14 protein-coding genes and 1 riboswitch are annotated in these 15909 nt (G+C 41.8%); of the genes, 10 read left to right on the top strand and 4 right to left on the bottom strand.

Annotated elements, in window-relative coordinates; all coding sequences use genetic code 11:
* Positions 1 to 46: 46 nt before the first annotated feature.
* A complete protein-coding gene (locus F9802_RS13460) occupies positions 47 to 829 on the top strand; it encodes a DUF169 domain-containing protein (protein ID WP_152152809.1) in 783 nt (260 codons plus the stop codon).
* Between the two features lie 70 nt (positions 830 to 899).
* Here F9802_RS13460 and F9802_RS13455 read toward each other — a convergent pair whose 3' ends face one another.
* Positions 900 to 1223: a hypothetical protein gene (locus F9802_RS13455; protein ID WP_152152807.1), complete on the bottom strand. Its 324-nt coding sequence runs from the start codon at positions 1221 to 1223 to the stop codon at positions 900 to 902.
* A gap of 207 nt (positions 1224 to 1430) precedes the next feature.
* Between F9802_RS13455 and F9802_RS13450 the strand changes: the two genes are divergently transcribed.
* A complete protein-coding gene (locus tag F9802_RS13450) occupies positions 1431 to 2528 on the top strand; it encodes an aromatic ring-hydroxylating oxygenase subunit alpha (protein WP_152152805.1) in 1098 nt (365 codons plus the stop codon).
* An 85-nt stretch (positions 2529 to 2613) separates the two neighbouring features.
* A complete protein-coding gene (locus F9802_RS13445; protein WP_152152803.1) occupies positions 2614 to 4044 on the top strand; it encodes an amino acid permease in 1431 nt (476 codons plus the stop codon).
* Between the two features lie 192 nt (positions 4045 to 4236).
* Here F9802_RS13445 and tenA read toward each other — a convergent pair whose 3' ends face one another.
* Positions 4237 to 4929: a thiaminase II gene (gene tenA, locus F9802_RS13440; protein WP_152152801.1), complete on the bottom strand. Its 693-nt coding sequence runs from the start codon at positions 4927 to 4929 to the stop codon at positions 4237 to 4239.
* Between the two features lie 168 nt (positions 4930 to 5097).
* Positions 5098 to 5199, bottom strand: a riboswitch (TPP riboswitch).
* A gap of 185 nt (positions 5200 to 5384) precedes the next feature.
* Positions 5385 to 6113, bottom strand: coding sequence for a YqcI/YcgG family protein (locus F9802_RS13435; protein WP_152152799.1), 729 nt, complete (start codon positions 6111 to 6113; stop codon positions 5385 to 5387).
* Positions 6114 to 6276: 163 nt separating this feature from the next.
* Here F9802_RS13435 and F9802_RS13430 point away from each other — a divergent pair, with 163 nt between their 5' ends.
* Complete coding sequence (locus tag F9802_RS13430; protein ID WP_152152797.1) at positions 6277 to 6810, top strand: GbsR/MarR family transcriptional regulator; 534 nt, start codon at positions 6277 to 6279, stop codon at positions 6808 to 6810.
* Positions 6811 to 7129: 319 nt separating this feature from the next.
* On the opposite strand, the gene F9802_RS13425 is transcribed toward F9802_RS13430, so the two are convergent.
* Positions 7130 to 8509 carry a sigma-54 interaction domain-containing protein gene (locus tag F9802_RS13425; protein WP_152152795.1) on the bottom strand — a complete coding sequence of 460 codons (1380 nt, stop codon included), beginning with the start codon at positions 8507 to 8509 and terminating at the stop codon, positions 7130 to 7132.
* Positions 8510 to 8786: 277 nt separating this feature from the next.
* Between F9802_RS13425 and F9802_RS13420 the strand changes: the two genes are divergently transcribed.
* The 6 genes from F9802_RS13420 (at position 8787) to F9802_RS13395 (ending at position 15696) form a co-directional block, all read left to right on the top strand.
* The gene (locus F9802_RS13420; protein WP_152152793.1) at positions 8787 to 9806 is read left to right on the top strand and encodes an NAD(P)/FAD-dependent oxidoreductase; all 1020 of its coding nucleotides are present in this window, start codon (positions 8787 to 8789) and stop codon (positions 9804 to 9806) included.
* Positions 9807 to 9907: 101 nt separating this feature from the next.
* The gene (locus F9802_RS13415) at positions 9908 to 10156 is read left to right on the top strand and encodes a ferredoxin (RefSeq protein ID WP_152152791.1); all 249 of its coding nucleotides are present in this window, start codon (positions 9908 to 9910) and stop codon (positions 10154 to 10156) included.
* Positions 10157 to 10279: 123 nt separating this feature from the next.
* Positions 10280 to 11362: an aromatic ring-hydroxylating oxygenase subunit alpha gene (locus F9802_RS13410; RefSeq protein ID WP_152152789.1), complete on the top strand. Its 1083-nt coding sequence runs from the start codon at positions 10280 to 10282 to the stop codon at positions 11360 to 11362.
* A complete protein-coding gene (locus F9802_RS13405; RefSeq protein WP_152152787.1) occupies positions 11355 to 12806 on the top strand; it encodes an aldehyde dehydrogenase family protein in 1452 nt (483 codons plus the stop codon). Before F9802_RS13410 ends, F9802_RS13405 begins: the two co-directional genes overlap by 8 nt.
* 20 nt (positions 12807 to 12826) lie before the next feature.
* Positions 12827 to 13918 carry a tartrate dehydrogenase gene (locus F9802_RS13400; protein WP_152152785.1) on the top strand — a complete coding sequence of 364 codons (1092 nt, stop codon included), beginning with the start codon at positions 12827 to 12829 and terminating at the stop codon, positions 13916 to 13918.
* A 221-nt stretch (positions 13919 to 14139) separates the two neighbouring features.
* Complete coding sequence (locus F9802_RS13395; RefSeq protein WP_152152783.1) at positions 14140 to 15696, top strand: BCCT family transporter; 1557 nt, start codon at positions 14140 to 14142, stop codon at positions 15694 to 15696.
* Positions 15697 to 15909 lie beyond the last annotated feature (213 nt).

The following is a 15909-nucleotide window of genomic DNA, read 5'->3' as shown; positions in this document are numbered from 1 at the left end:
TATTATTGGTCCTATGAAAATATCATGAAAAGTGAGGCGAACCCAAATGTCAGAGGAGCAAATAACATACGATTGGAAAGAAATTGTCGATCAGTTAAATCATTATTTAAAAATCAAAACCATTCCCATCGGTATGAAAATGTTTAAACGCAAAGAAGAAATGGAAGCTATATCTAAAATTCGCCGGCCGAAAAGCATACATACGACCGATCAAATTGTGGCACAGGCAGCAAGGTTAGGCTGGACAGTCGGAATTACAGCGGAAGACCTTGTTGGAGCGCAGTGCCAGGCGGTTATTGGCCTTCATCCGCACAATGAAGAATGGCTTTCAGGCAAAGACATGTCTGGTGTCTGGTTTGAAAATGATGAAGACTCGTCCAGCCATCAGCATGCGATGACGGTTGTTCCGTACGGACAGTATGAAGCGATGGCTGTCTCGCCGCTCGCCTCCAATCGATTAAGTAAACCCGATATTTGCTTAATTTATGGAACACCGGGACAAATGATTTTATTTATTAACGGACTGCAGTGGAAGGAATATGAAAAGTTTGACTGGAGTGTCGTCGGTGAATCTTCGTGTGCGGATTCGTGGGGAAGGGCACTGGCCACCGGAAAGCCGAGTTTATCTCTTCCTTGTTTTGCTGAGCGGCGGTACGGCGGCGTACTGGATGATGAAATGTTAATGGCACTCTCGCCGCAAGACTTAGTAAAAGCACTTGACGGACTGGCCCACTTAAGCCGCAACGGATTACGCTATCCAATTCCACAATACGGTATTCAAATGGATGTCCGGGCCGGTCTTGAAGTGAGTTACGGGAAGAAGGACTAAACAGACAGGTTGAAGAAAAGAGGACCTTCACCAAGTGAAGGCCTTCTAAGTGCAGCGAAAAACACTCGCTTCACTGCGCATATTTCTTCATTTTTTCTTCCATATCTGAAGGAGCGATTCTTTGAGAGGGAACTGCTTGTTCAAGTTCCTTCATTTGTGTGGAATCTTCTTCGTATTGAACTGAATTCTCGTACACTTTCTCATAGCAAATCACACTTTTAGAAGCTTCCAGCAAAATTTTCACGTTCATTTCCACGTCGGTTCCGCCGGTGTCTTCATCACCGAGCGAAACGCCGGATGGACTGCTTTCTTGCTGGCAAATAAACAACTCCTTGTCTCCATTGACAGATTGAGCAAAATCGATTAATTCATCTAAATTTTGTGCCTGCTTCATCCGTTATCACCTCATTGTTAATTTACCTTATTTTATTTGAAAAAAACCATCTGTTTTACTATAGCCAAAAGAAACAAAAATTTCTTATTTATTTTGATTATTTTCAGTTAGATCGCACATATAATTCGGAATATTCTTAATATAAAATTAATTCAAGTAAGTATAGTTTGTTTTTGAAACAAATATAGACGATTGGGGGCTATGTAATTGGCGAAAGCAGAAGTAAGAATAAGTGAAAAATTAAGTGAAGCACATACTTTGCCGTCGTGGCTTTATACGAAGCCGGAAGTTTTGGAAGTTGAAAAAAGAGAGATATTCAGCAAAACGTGGCAATACGTTGGTCATACGAGCCAGTTTACGAAACCGGGGGATTATATCACGACAGAAGTAGCTGATCGTCCCGTCATTGTTTCTTATGGACAAGATGGGGAACTTCGTGCTTTTTATAACGTGTGTACTCACCGGGCTGCCAAACTTGTTGAAGGGGAAGGCAACAAAGCTGTTTTCGCCTGCCCTTACCATGCGTGGACGTTTCGGTTAGACGGCTCACTGAATAGAGCTCCTAATATGGATGGAGTTGAAAATTTTGATCACCAAGACTTTTGCTTAAAAAAAATAAAATTGGAGATTTTTGAATCCTTTATTTTTATCAACCTAGATCCAGAAGCCGAGTCCATGTCCGTATTGTTCCCCGATTTATTTAACCATGTGAAAAAATATGATATGGGCAGTTTTAAGCGAGTTCGGGTAAAAGAAACCATTTGTCAATCCAATTGGAAAATTGGCATAGATAATTATCTTGAGTGTGATCATTGCTCAATTGTCCACAAAGCACTCGTTTCCAAATTGGATATGAATCTTTATGAGATGGCTATGTATGAAAATTATTCTTATCAAGGTACGCCGCTTAAGGGGGTCGCCGGTGATTTTGCTTTAGGACAGGGAGGGCGATACTACTGGCTTTACCCGAACACGTGGTTCTCATTTGACCCGGGGCCTGCCAACCTTTCTATCCATCAATCGATTCCGATTGATCACAGAACAACGAAATATGTGTATACGACTTTCTTTAAAACAGATGTCGTGACAAAAGAAGAGGAAGAGTTAATGGCAATAGATGAATTAGTGAGGAAAGAAGATCTCGACATTTGTGAGGTTGTTCAAAAAGGAATTGAAACAGGAGTTCACACACAAGGAAGATTTTCACTCACAGAAAACCTTGTACATCAATTTCATTTGCTTTTGCAAAAGGATTTAGAAGCTTCTTTGCCGCTGCAGCCTGCCAAGTCTTCCAATACTTTGTGAGGAAAAGAAAAAACGCTGTCCTTTATTGTAAACGCTTCCTTTAATTTATTTGCAAGATACTTGTATGGAAGATGGGGGAATGTGTATGGCAATTAACCAGGAAAGTCAGCCTCAGTTAAAGAGAGCCATGAAGAGCCGGCATTTATTTATGATGTCGCTGGGAGGCATTATTGGAACAGGATTGTTTTTAGGTTCCGGTTATGCAATCGGCGAAGCAGGTCCGGCAGGCGCGATATTGGCTTATCTTGTCGGCGGGCTGCTTATGTTTTTGGCTATGGTATGCTTAGGAGAATTATCTGTCGTCATGCCCGTATCGGGGTCTTTCCAAGCTCACGCGACAAAGTTTATCGGACCGGCAACTGGCTTTGTGATTGGATGGGTGTACTGGCTAAGCTGGGCGCTTTATGTAGGGCTTGAGTTTGTCGCAGCAGGTATGCTGATGAAGAGGTGGTTTCCGGACGTCCCTGTCTGGATTTGGTGCGCCTTGTTTGTTATCTTGCTTTTCTCGATCAATTCACTTGCGACGAGAAGCTTTGCCGAAACGGAATACTGGTTTGCGGGGATTAAGGTTCTTGCGGTCATTCTATTTATCATCGTAGGTCTTGGAGCGACATTTGGCTTGATCAGTATGGAAAGTGAGCCGGCTCCGTTTTTATCTAATTTTATCGGAGATGGCTTACTTCCGGCTGGAATGGTCGGTGTGTTTATATCGATGATGACAGTCATTTACGCTTTTCAAGGATCGGAAATTATGGGAGTAGCTGCTGGTGAGACGGAAGACCCTGAAAAAAGTATCCCAAAAGCGATTCGCACGATCGTCATTCGCGTTCTCTTATTTTATGTGCTGGCTATTTTTGTTTTGTCGGCACTCGTTCCATGGCAAGAGGCAGGGGTTCTTGAAAGTCCATTTGTTACTGTATTTGACATGGTAGGCATCCCTTATGCGGCCGATATTATGAACTTCGTTATTTTGACCGCTATTCTTTCAGTGGGAAACACGGGGTTGTTTGCCTGCACGCGCATCCTATATTCTTTGTCAGAGAGCGGAATGGCTCCGAAACTATTTACGAAATTAAACAAGCGGGGTGTGCCGTCTAATGCTTTATTGGTTACATTAGGCTTTGCATTAGTTTCTTTGCTAACGAGTTTTGTGGCAGCGGATACGCTTTTTGTCGTCTTGCTCGCGATCAGCGGGATCGGCGGTACCTTGACATGGATGTCCATCGCCTATGCACAAATAAGATTCCGTAAGCAATATGTTAAGGAAGGCGGCAAAGTGGAAGAGTTGAAATTTAGAGTTCGGCTTTACCCGTTCGTTCCAATCCTTTGTATCATTATGTGTTTTTCTATATTTGTCTTCACTGCATTTGATCCGACCCAGCGAACATCGCTTTATTGGGGCTTCGGATTTGTGGGCGCATGCTATCTATATTATCATTTATGGCACACAAAGAAAAAAACGGCTCTGCCGGTCAATCAAGATGTTCAAACGCCGCTGGCAAAAGAAGAAGTATAGCAGGATCCAGGCTGCAGTTTCCTTCAGTTTAATGGAACTGCAGTTTTTTATTCTTTTACTTCAATAACGCGAATTCTTTTGTAATCGGCTATCTGTTTACTATGATGGGGTTGTTCCAAAAGTCCTTTAAGCATCGACTTTTGGGACAGCACCATCGCCACTTTTAAGACAATTAAATTCTTGCTTTATCGGTTAGTCAGCTGCACCGATGCTTTCTTTCTGTACCGGCCAATCTTCCAGTTTATAAGCCATATCAAAGAACATATATTCAAGTTGGGAGCTTAGCATAAAGTGTTCTTTCATTCGTGCTTTTTCCTCTTTCGGCGCCCGTTCAGCCAGTTCATCCAGTCTATGGAGGTATGCATTCATTCTTGGCTCTTCTTGGGCACCATAGAAGGCAATCCATTCGTAAAATGGATGGGTGTTGTCAGGTTGATATTCTTTCATGATTTTTTCGCCAATATATAGGTACACCCATGGGCAAGGCAGAGTAACAGCGATAATTTCACCGAGAGTGCCCGCTTGAGAAGCACTTAGCATATGTCTCGTGTAATGCTGCGCAGTCGGCGCGAGCTGGTACCCTTGTAGATCTTCATAATTCACCCCGGCAACTTGGCAAAAGTTATTATGCGGATGAATTTCACTGTTTAAAATATAGCCAATACTCGTATTAAATAATTCCATGTCTTCACGAGCCGTACATTTTGCCATTCCTAACGCACGAGCTTGAATCATCGCATTTAAATACTCAAAATCTTGTTTAACATAATGAATCAATTGTTCCTTTGCTAAATGTCCTTTAGCTATTCCTTGAACAAATGGATGGTTGTAACATGCCTCGAAAATATGATCGGCTTCTTGACGTAATTGCTGTGAAAAACTCATGAATTATTCCCCCTTTTTTTGTTGAAGAAAGAAGTTCCACCGGAGGATTGGAGACAACAACAATAGCCGCCCCAAAATGGAGCGGCTTTGTTTATATACATAAACTTGATTGTCCGCGAAACTGCGGCAATCAAAATGCAGGTAACAAATAGTAAGCTTGACAAGCAAACTCAGCCGGCTCCACTTTCCTACGCTAGTATTAACTAGATCAGGTTCGAAGGGATAAAGAAACATCTTATCTCAGCCTTATCAGCACCCCTAGTGGACTTCCTCTTCAATTAGCCTAAGCATAGCACCCGATAAATCAAATGTCAAAAATATTTGAAATATATTGAATTTTCAGTGTTTAGGTCTAAATACTGTCAAGGTAATGAGCGAAGCAGGTATTGATATTTCATCAGCCAGTAAAAAAGCTTGCAGAGAATTTATTCTCTGCAAGCTGCGATGAAATTTCCTTATTTATGATGAAATGGGCATTTGCCTTCTATAGGCTTAATGTCATCCCCAATGAAATATTGCTTCCACTCCCGATGCTCGGGGTCTCCGTAGTGGCTGATGTTGGGATGCTTCGGAAGCTGGTCCCATTTTTCAACTCGTTCTCTTACTTTTTCCCGGGACATAATCCCGCCTGGAGAGGTGCCTTCCAGCCCTTCAAAAATTCTTCGCGGCTGGAATCCGAGGATTAAGCTGTTGCCAAGGTCTCTCGTTTTACGCTGTTTGTAAGCGGGAGTATTACCAAAGACGAAAAATGGTTCTTCAGCGAAAGAAAACGCCCATAGATGATGGTCGGGATCTTTCGGGTAATCGGCCGGCCATGGTTTCGTGTCTACTTCATGTAAGTACTGAAGAATATTCCAAAAATATTCGCGGTAATAAGTGAGCGGCTTTTCTACTTTTTCCGGCTCGACGAACAAAAAAAAGCCGTAGCGGGTAAGAGGCTTCGTGCCGTCAAATAAAGAGATAAACTCTTCGATAGCCTGCGGCAGCATTGACCAGTCATCGTGGCTAATATACGAATAGCGCAATTCTCCTTTTTTTTGTGCAGCCATGCCAAACGTGCAAGGGAAGGTCCGGTCTGTGACCACCTCATGGAAATTTTGATATTCCTCGATCACCCAATCAGGGACTAAACCAGGGTTTGTCATATCTTCTTTCGTAAACAAGTAACTATTTATTACTTTCATAAATGTTCACCTCAAGTTATGTATATGATAAAGATATACCCGAAATGTAGATATTAAAACGAGCAAGAGCAGATACATAGATTCCAACGCTTGCGCCTTTTGGAAATAAGAGAGGATTATGTTAAGGTTTTAATTAGTAACTAAATAGGTTAGGAGGACTGAAGTGGGAGAAGATCGAGTAGAGATTAATAAAGTGAAATCACAGTTCGTTGAAAAAATCGCGGATAACATGCAGTCATTCGGCGTTTCTACAACAGTCGGACGCGTGCTGGGAATAATTTATATGAATCGTGAACCGATGACGCTAGATGAATTATCCGAAGAAATAGGGATGAGCAAAGCCCGAATGAGCCAAGTCGTCCGGGAAATGATCGACTTGAATATAACAGAAAGAGTGTTTCAAAAAGGTGTACGGAAAGATTTGTACCAAGTAGAACAAGATTACTACCAGACATTCGTTTCTCTTTTCACTTCGAATTGGCAGAAAGCACTTAATAAAAATAAATATTTTGAGCAAAAGCTAAAAAACAGACTGAGCCAAATTCAATCCCAAGGTGAATTGACTGCCTCGGATGAAGAAGCAGTGAATGAAATACTGGCTGAATTAAAACAATGGACAGAGTATTATGACTGGATTCAACGCTTAATAGAATTCTTTGAGAGCGGTGACATTTTTCAACATGTACCTAGAAAATAACAAGAAAAAATTAGTAAAGCAATCTCTTAGAAACGTGTCAAAGCAAGTGAATAGAATATCAATTCTTAAAAAAGAGGTTCTCTAAAAACTAGTGAATAACTAGTTTTTGAAGAACCTCTTTCTTGTCGTCTAGAAAATTATAAATTTGCAGTTTGTGGATGACTTTGAGAGTTTTGGATCGGCGTCCAGCTTCAACGCCTAGCCCCTCGAGGTCAAATAACCTTTCCTCAATGAAGTCAAAAAGCGGACTTCTTTGAGGAAAGAACATTTGCTTGTCGGGGCTGATCAAGGCGCTTACGCTTTTGTCCTGAAAAAACGCTTATTCACTTTTATTTACTAGGTCTGTACAATATTCTCTGATTAGTTTAGATGCTTTCGTTTGGCTGATGCCAAGATCATCCGCCACTTTTCTTGACGATTTGTAAGTTTGATAAGACCTTCTTACTAAGATCCGCTTCGTTTCGTCAAGCGCTTTATCAAGTGAGGCAGGCAGGGCGAGCTGGGTGACTTGTTCAACATTATCAGTGATGATGTCCGGCAAATCAGCCACCTGAATAACGGAGTCGCTAATGACGACTAACCGTTCAATTAAGTTTTCAAGCTGGCGCACATTGCCCGGCCAAGAATAGTGGATAAGAATGTTTAGGCACTCTTCCGAAATGACTTTATTCTCGTTATATTTTTCATTGAATTTATTTAAAAAACTATAGGTCAATGGGATAATGTCTTCTTTCCGGTCACGCAACGGCGGCAGCTGAACATCAATTACATTTAAACGGTAAAATAAATCTTCCCGGAATTGTTTATTTGCGACCATTTCGACTAGGTTTTGATTAGTCGCCGCAATGATGCGAATATCCACTTTTTTTACTTCACTGCTGCCGACAGGGATAAACTGTTTATCCTGGATGACCTGCAACAGCTTAGCCTGCAAGGAGAGTGGCATTTCTCCGATTTCATCCAGAAAAATGGTGCCGCCATTTGCTGCTTCAATTAGTCCCGGTTTACCGGTTTTACTTGCACCGGTGAAGGCTCCTTTTGAATAGCCAAATAACTCAGACTCCAATAGCTCTTCTGGAATCGCTGCACAGTTGATTGTCAGGAAAGGGCCGTTTTTCCGTTTGCTGATCCCGTGAATAAATTGGGCGAGTACTCCTTTTCCTGTTCCGGATTCCCCAAGAATAAGAATAGTTGAATCAGTTGGTGCCACTTTTTTGCAAAATTCCAGGATTTTTCTTATTTTGCCGCTGTTAGTAACAATGCGGCTTTCTGCTTCTAGCTCCTGAGTGCTTTTTGACTCATTCGTTTGTTCTCTCGCTTTGACTATTTTATATGGCTGTGCCTCGGTTGATGTGATGACGACAAGTTCAATTTCCTGTTTGTCATTTAAAATTGGGATCGCGGATGTCAGCAGTTCAGCCCCAATATATGTTTGCTGTGTAATGTAGCAAGGTTCTTTCCTCTTGTATACTTCTGGAACAATGGAGGGTTTCCAGTATCCTTTTTCAAACAATTCAACATTGTATTTGCCGATCACATCTGTTGGTTTAAGCCCGTAATGCTTTTCGCACGCTTGATTTACATAAAGGATCCGCTTCTCGCCGTCGAGAACGAAAATTTCATCAGAGGAATAATCGAGAATTTTTAAAAGGCTTTGTAATGTCATCTCTACATTGTCTGTGGCATCGGTCCGGATCATTAAATGGATTCTCCTCTTCTTTAAGTTAATGAGTTGTTTTTAACTAATTATTCTTTATTATGAGTTAAATATAACTCATTTTGATAACGTTTTCATCAATAAATCTAAATTTTTTCCCTATTTGCACTATTTTTAAATGTTGGCACGGCAATTGCATATATAAAATCGACAGGCGGCAGAGAAAATATTTGTCGATAATTGTCTCACTGTTTAAAACATTAGTGGAGCAGGAAAGCCTAACAAACTCTTTTTTTATAACAGCTAGGGAGGAATGTGTATGGAAAACCAATCTAAAGTTTTTGATATTACTATTATCGGAGGAGGACCGGTTGGGCTATTTACTGCTTTTTATGCGGGAATGCGCCAGGCATCTGTGAAAATCATCGAAAGCCTTCCGCAGCTGGGCGGACAGTTGTCTGCTTTGTACCCTGAAAAATATATTTACGACATTGCCGGTTTTCCGAAAGTGCGGGCGCAGGAGCTAGTTGATAATTTACTTGAGCAAATGAATCAATTTGAAACGACAGTCTGCCTCGAGCAATCAGTGGAAAGCATCGTGCGGACAGCGGATGGGACGTTCGCAATTACAACGAATGAAGAAACCCACTATGCGAAAGCAATTATTATTACTGCTGGAAATGGAGCATTCCAGCCGCGCAAGCTAAAAATCGAAGGGGAAGAAAAGTTTGAAAAAACGAATCTTCATTATTTTGTCCAAGATTTAAACCAATTTGCAGACAAAAAAGTCGTTGTGTTTGGCGGCGGTGATTCTGCTGTAGACTGGGCGTTGATGCTTGAGCCGATTGCGGCAAAAGTAACGCTCGTTCACCGCAGAGATAAGTTCCGTGCTCATGAGCATAGTGTCGAGCTATTGAAAAATTCAAAAGTAGAAATTTTAACACCGTATGTTCCAGCTGAACTTGTCGGCAGCGACAAAATAGAAAAAGTGATTGTAACAGAAACGAAGAGCGGAGAGCCGCTTGAAATTGAAGTTGATGATGTTCTTGTTAATTATGGTTTTGTTTCCTCCCTTGGTCCAATTAAAGATTGGGGCTTGGAGATAGAAAGTAATTCTATCGTCGTCAACTCTAGAATGGAAACGAATATTGAAGGTATTTATGCCGCGGGAGATATTTGTACGTACGAGGGCAAAGTGAAACTGATTGCAAGCGGCTTTGGAGAAGCACCGACAGCTGTGAGTAATGCGAAAGTATATATTGACCCAAGTGCAAAAGTGCAGCCGCTTCACAGCACAAGCATCATGGGTGAAAAAGAAAAAAGCGGCTCAGCTGTTTAACACTTAAAAGCGGAGCCGACTGCTCTGGGACGACAAGCATATGACCTCGAGCCCCAAGGCGCTGCAGCTGGATACAGAGTAACAAATAAGGAGGAGTCCACATGGCTAAATACACAATAGTTGACCAGGATACATGCATCGCTTGCGGCGCATGTGGAGCAACCGCGCCGGAAATCTTTGACTATGATGATGAAGGAATCGCCTTTGCCATCCTTGACAACAACACAGGGATAACTGAAGTGCCTGACGATTTAGAAGAGGATTTGGAGGATGCTTTTGATGGCTGTCCAACAGATTCTATTAAAATGGCGGATGAGCCGTTTACTTGTAAAACGGTACAAGCCGGATGACTCAATGAGCAGCCGGATTATGATATAGATTATTAAAAAATTGTAAACAAGCTTGTTAAAAAGTGTTTTACAGCCTTGTCACCAAGTGCTTAATCATCATTTATTTATGGGGGAGAATGAATCATGGCTTATAACAAAGTAGAAAATGCATCAAATCGTACATTTGAAAGAACGTTAACTTATGACAAGTACACAGACCCGAAAATACATGAAAAAGAGTTGGATCTAGTTTTCTCTAAATCATGGCAGTTAGTCGGCCACGTTAGCCAAGTAGAAAAAGCCGGTGCTTTCTTTACAACTGAAGTAGCAAACGAGCCCATCATTGTTACGCGAGGCAAAGATGAAGTTGTTCGTGCTTTTTACAACGTTTGTCCGCACCGTGCGACGAAGCTGGAAAGAACTGAGTCAGGTAATAAGAAGATTTTGCAGTGCGGCTATCACGGCTGGACATTTAAGCTTGACGGACAATTGAACAAAGCGCCGAATTTCCGGGGAGAAGATGCAGCTTGTGTGCAAGATGCCTGCTTACGCTCAATCCGCATGGAAATTATGGAATCTTTAATTTTCGTGAACTTGGATGACGACGCAAAGCCGTTAAGCGAATCATATGGAGACTTCTTTGAAAAGCTGAGCAAGTTCCCATTTTTAAGCGAGTTGAAAAGAACTCACCAGAAAACACGACTTATTAAAGCGAACTGGAAAGCGTATATTGATAACTATTTAGAATGCGACCACTGCCATGTAGCTCATCCGGACTTCGTTTCGACACTTGATATGAATGATTATCAAATTACTACATGTGACAATTACTCCATTCAAGGGACGGTCGTCAAACCGGATAAAAACTACGGTACAGTCGATTTAAATCAAGCGGAGATGCAAGGCGGCTCTTTCTTCTGGCTGTGGCCGAATTTGATGCTGACGATTTATCCAGGCCCTGGAAATATGGCATCGATTCAAATGATTCCGATTGACCATGAAACATCTATGGCTGTTTACACATATTATTTCCGTGATGAGAACTTGTCCCAGGAAGAAAAAGATTTAATGACATTCGCTGAACAAGTCCGCCAAGAGGATATCGAACTTGTGGAGCTGGAGCAAATAGGTTTCCGTTCCCGTGCATTTAATAGAGGCAGATATTCATCTTCAGAAAAAGCGATTGTACAATTTCATGAAATGGTATTGGAGGCCCTCAATGAGTAAATTAGTGAATGAAGTAAAGTCGACGAAACAGTTCTTATTGATCAATGGTGAAAAAGTAGAAGCAGCAAAGTATGCTCCGCTTTACTCCCCTTATTCCGGGGAAGAAATTGCCCAAATTGCTATGGCGGATAAAGAGCTGACGGTAAGAGCGATTGACGCTGCTTACGAGGCGCGCGGAGCTATCGCAAAAATGCCGGCATACCAGCGAGCAGAAATTTTGGAAAAAGTCGTGGTACTATTAAAAGAAAAAGCAGATGAAGCAGCAGAGATTATTTCACGTGAGTCTGCCAAGCCGATTGTATTCGCGAAAGCGGAAGTAGCAAGAACGATTGAAACGTATAAATTTGCAGCAGAAGAAGCGAAAAGAATTTACGGTGAGACGATTCCTTTTGATGCAGCTGCAGGCGGCGTTGGCCGCTTCGGATATACGGTAAGAGAGCCAATTGGCGTTATTGGAGCGATCACGCCGTTTAACTTTCCGATGAACCTTGTGGCGCACAAAGTTGGACCAGCGATTGCAGCGGGTAATACGATTGTTTTAAAACCGGCTTCACAAACGCCGCTGTCTGCTCTCTTTATTGCTGAAGTGTTTGAAGAAGCAGGACTTCCAGCGGGCGTATTAAATGTAGTAACAGGTCCTGGCGGCACAGTTGGTGAAGCAATTGTGGAAGACGACCGTGTAAGTATGGTAACATTTACAGGGAGCCCAAGTGTTGGCATCGGCATCCGCAGCAAAGCGGGCTTGAAAAAAACGACATTGGAACTTGGTTCAAACTCCGCTTTAATTATCGACAAAGACATTGATATCGATCAAATTATTGACCGCTGTGTTATGGGAGCTTTCTCTAACCAAGGCCAAGTATGTATTTCCCTTCAGCGTGTCTATGCACACGAAGAGGTGTATGCGGAGTTTGTTACGAAATTTACGGAAGCGGCGAAAAAGCTGAAAATCGGCGATCCGCTTGATCCAGAAACGTATATTTCCGCTTTAATAGCTAAAGGGGAAGCTGAACGTGTATTAGATTGGATCGAAGAAACGAAAGAAAGCAATGCTAAAGTAGCAGCGGGAGGCAAACTGCAGGAAGGCATTCTTGAACCGACGATTATTACGGATGCGGATCATGCATTAAAAGTGTCGTGCCAAGAAGCGTTTGCTCCGATTGTTGTTGTCAACAAAGTGAGTTCAGTAGAAGAAGCGATTGGGCTCGTAAATGACTCCCGCTTCGGCTTACAGGCGGGCATATACACGAATAACGTGAAAAACGCTTTATATGCTTCACAAGAATTGCATGTGGGCGGGGTAATCATCAATGATGTGCCGACATACCGTGTCGACCAAATGCCATATGGTGGTGTAAAAGAAAGTGGAACGGGCCGTGAAGGCATCAAATACGCAGTGGAAGAAATGACTGAAATGAAATTAGTCGTTTGGAACCAAAGCTGAAAACGAGGGAGATTGCTGCTGTGAAAAAATTTAAAATTGCGGTTATCGCCGGAGACGGCATCGGCCCTGAAGTCATTAACGAAGGGGTCAAAGTGTTGAACAAAGTGGCTGAGCTTGATTCAGGCTTCCAATTTGACTTCACTTATTTTCCATGGGGCTGCGAATTTTATGCTAACCATGGAAAAATGATGGACGATGATGGAATAGAACAGTTAAAAGAGTTTGATGCAATCTATTTGGGAGCAGTCGGATTTCCTGGCGTCCCCGATCATATCTCACTCTGGGATTTATTGTTAAAAATCCGCAAAAACTTTGATCAGTATGTTAATATACGTCCAGTAACACTTTTAAAAGGGGCACATTGTCCATTAACGGATGTAAAACGAGAAGATATTGATATGCTGTTCATCCGCGAAAACAGTGAAGGCGAGTATTCGGGCGCCGGTGACTGGCTGTTTAAAGGACAAGAACATGAAGTGGTGTTGCAAAACGGCGTATTTTCTCGAAAGGGAACAGAGCGGATCATCCGCTATGCGTTTGAAACGGCTAGAAAAGAAGGAAGATCACTGACAAGCATTTCTAAAGCGAACGCATTAAATTATTCAATGGTTTTCTGGGATCAAGTCTTTGAAGAAGTCAGCGCGGAATATCCGGACGTTGAAACAGCTTCTTACCTCGTTGATGCAGCGGCTATGCTGATGATCAAAGATCCAAAGCGCTTCGAAGTCGTTGTGACATCCAACTTGTTCGGTGATATTTTAACAGATTTGGGAGCGGCGCTGGCTGGTGGTATTGGGCTTGCTGCAGGAGCAAACATCAATCCTGAGAGAGACTATCCGTCCATGTTTGAACCAATTCACGGATCAGCTCCTGACATTGCAGGCAGAGGCATTGGCAACCCGCTCGCATCCATTTGGTCAGCAAGCCAAATGCTCGACTTTTTCGGCTATGAAAAGTATGGAAAAGTAGTGCTTGATGCTATCGAGCAGCTTCTGTTAGAAGATCAAGTTCTGACGCCAGACATGAATGGAACAGCTTCTACTTCTGAAGTGGGGGACCGGGTGACGAATATCATTTCTTCATTAGTCTCTTCTAATGATCTAAAAGTGTAAAAATGAATAGATCGGTATCGTATGAAGGGAAACTTTCTTCATACGATACCGATTGAATTTTTTGAAATTTCTTTTTTATTCCGATGCGCCTTATCGATTATCAACTTGACTAACGATCTATATACATTTTATATTCTGAATTTAGAAATCGCTTACATTAATGTCGGATTTTTAAAGGAAAGTGATGTTTCTTTTCAACTAGACTTATAAGGAGTGTTTGGATGAATAGCAAGAAATTTGTATTTTATGCATCATTGGCAGTCAGCTTAGGATTAATTAGTATTGGCGTATTTATGCCAAATCAATTAGAGCATTTTTCAAATTCATCGCTTAATTTTATTTATAATAATTTAGGATGGTTTATTCTTGGCAGTGTGTTTATCTTCTTTGCTTTCTGTATGTACATTGGGTTGTCGAAATTCGGCCATATTCGTTTAGGTGATGACTCAGATCGCCCGGAATATAAAACAGCCACATGGATCGGCATGTTATTCAGTGCTTCTATCGGGATTAGTCTCGTATTTTGGGGGGTAGCAGAACCCGTTTCCTACTATATTGATCCTCCATTTGGAAAAGGCTCTTCCGAGGAATCGGCGAAGCTTGCCATGCAATTCGTTTATTTACACTGGGGAGTGTCTGCCTGGGCTTGTTATGCACTTGTAGGTGTCTCCTTAGCTTTCTTTCAGTTTAGAAAAAAGCTGCCAGCCTCATTAAGTTCAGTTTTTTATCCTTTAATAGGAGACAAAATTCGAGGTCCTTTCGGAAAGGTCATCGATGTTGTCGTTATCCTTTCTATTGTCATTGGAATTGCTACGTCACTCGGCTTTGGCACATTGCAAGTTAACAGCGGAATGAATGTCCTTTGGGGCTTGCCGGTGAATATTAATACTCAAGCCATCATTATCCTTGTCGTTACGTTTATCTATGTGGCCTCTACCGTTTCAGGGCTGCAAGGAGCGATGAAACATTTATCTAACCTGAACATGTTATTAGCTTTTGCTTTGTTAGGTTTTGTGCTGTTTCTTGGACCGACACAAACGATCTTTAAAATTTTTTTCCAAGGAGTCGGCGATTACGTTCAAAATTTTGTTAGTATGTCTTTCCGGACAGAACCTTATAGTGATGGTTCTTGGATCGCAAGCTGGACGTTATTCTACTTTGGCTGGTGGATCGCCTGGGCGCCGCTTGTCGGCAGCTTTGTAGCCAGAATTTCAAAAGGCAGAACGATTAAAGAATTTATGATGGGTGCCGTCTTCATTCCTGTGCTTGGTTCATTCTTCTGGTTTGCTGTTATGGGAGGGTCTGCTATTCATCTTATTCAAAATATGGGGGAAACAGCGCTTGCAACAGCTGTCTCAACTGATGTCACTTCTGCTTTATTCAAATTTTTCGAGTATTTCCCTATGGGAGTATTTCTAAGTATATTAGCGATGGTACTCGTGCTCATTTTCTTTATCACTTCGGCAAATTCAGCCGTCTTTGTGTTAGGTATGATCAGTGAAAATGGGAACCCGAACCCTGCGCATAAGACAAAAATTATTTGGGGAATCGTAATTGCTGCTATATCCGTTGTTTTAATTATGACAGGCGGTTTAGCAGGCTTGCAATCCGCACTTGTAGCAACTGCTGTACCACTCGCAGCCTTAATGCTTATTATGTGTTATTCGACGTATAAGGGGCTCAAAGGAGAACTACTTCTTCTCTCAAAGGAAACAAGTAAGGAAAGTGAAGAGCAAGTTGTTAATATAAAAAAAAAACCCGCCGCTAAAAAGGCGTAATTACTATTTAAAAAAGAACAGTCTATAAGGTGCAGCATTGCGCTTATGGGCTGTTCTTTTTTGTATCATTTTTCTCTGTTTGCTTTGCTCCTAAAGAAGGAGTTCATGTTCTGTTTTTACGAAGCGTTATGCATAGTAAAAGTTATGTTATTGCTTTACAATTGTTTTGATGATATAAGTGGCTCGTAAAGCAGAAATCGAATAAATAAAGGA

It is taken from the genome of Bacillus aerolatus, from assembly GCF_009183655.1.
In the GTDB taxonomy this organism is placed as follows: Bacteria; Bacillota; Bacilli; order Bacillales; family Domibacillaceae; genus Pseudobacillus; species Pseudobacillus aerolatus.
This window is presented reverse-complemented; position numbering and strand designations above follow the sequence as displayed.

Coding starts and splice junctions, on each gene's coding strand:
- F9802_RS13460 (WP_152152809.1), top strand. CDS start 47: ATGTCAGAGGAGCAAATAACATACGATTGGAAAGAAATTGTCGATCAG.
- F9802_RS13410 (WP_152152789.1), top strand. CDS start 10,280: ATGGCTTATAACAAAGTAGAAAATGCATCAAATCGTACATTTGAAAGA.
- F9802_RS13415 (WP_152152791.1), top strand. CDS start 9,908: ATGGCTAAATACACAATAGTTGACCAGGATACATGCATCGCTTGCGGC.
- F9802_RS13420 (WP_152152793.1), top strand. CDS start 8,787: ATGGAAAACCAATCTAAAGTTTTTGATATTACTATTATCGGAGGAGGA.
- F9802_RS13405 (WP_152152787.1), top strand. CDS start 11,355: ATGAGTAAATTAGTGAATGAAGTAAAGTCGACGAAACAGTTCTTATTG.
- F9802_RS13445 (WP_152152803.1), top strand. CDS start 2,614: ATGGCAATTAACCAGGAAAGTCAGCCTCAGTTAAAGAGAGCCATGAAG.
- tenA (WP_152152801.1), bottom strand. CDS start 4,929: ATGAGTTTTTCACAGCAATTACGTCAAGAAGCCGATCATATTTTCGAG.
- F9802_RS13395 (WP_152152783.1), top strand. CDS start 14,140: ATGAATAGCAAGAAATTTGTATTTTATGCATCATTGGCAGTCAGCTTA.
- F9802_RS13435 (WP_152152799.1), bottom strand. CDS start 6,113: ATGAAAGTAATAAATAGTTACTTGTTTACGAAAGAAGATATGACAAAC.
- F9802_RS13455 (WP_152152807.1), bottom strand. CDS start 1,223: ATGAAGCAGGCACAAAATTTAGATGAATTAATCGATTTTGCTCAATCT.
- F9802_RS13425 (WP_152152795.1), bottom strand. CDS start 8,509: ATGATCCGGACCGATGCCACAGACAATGTAGAGATGACATTACAAAGC.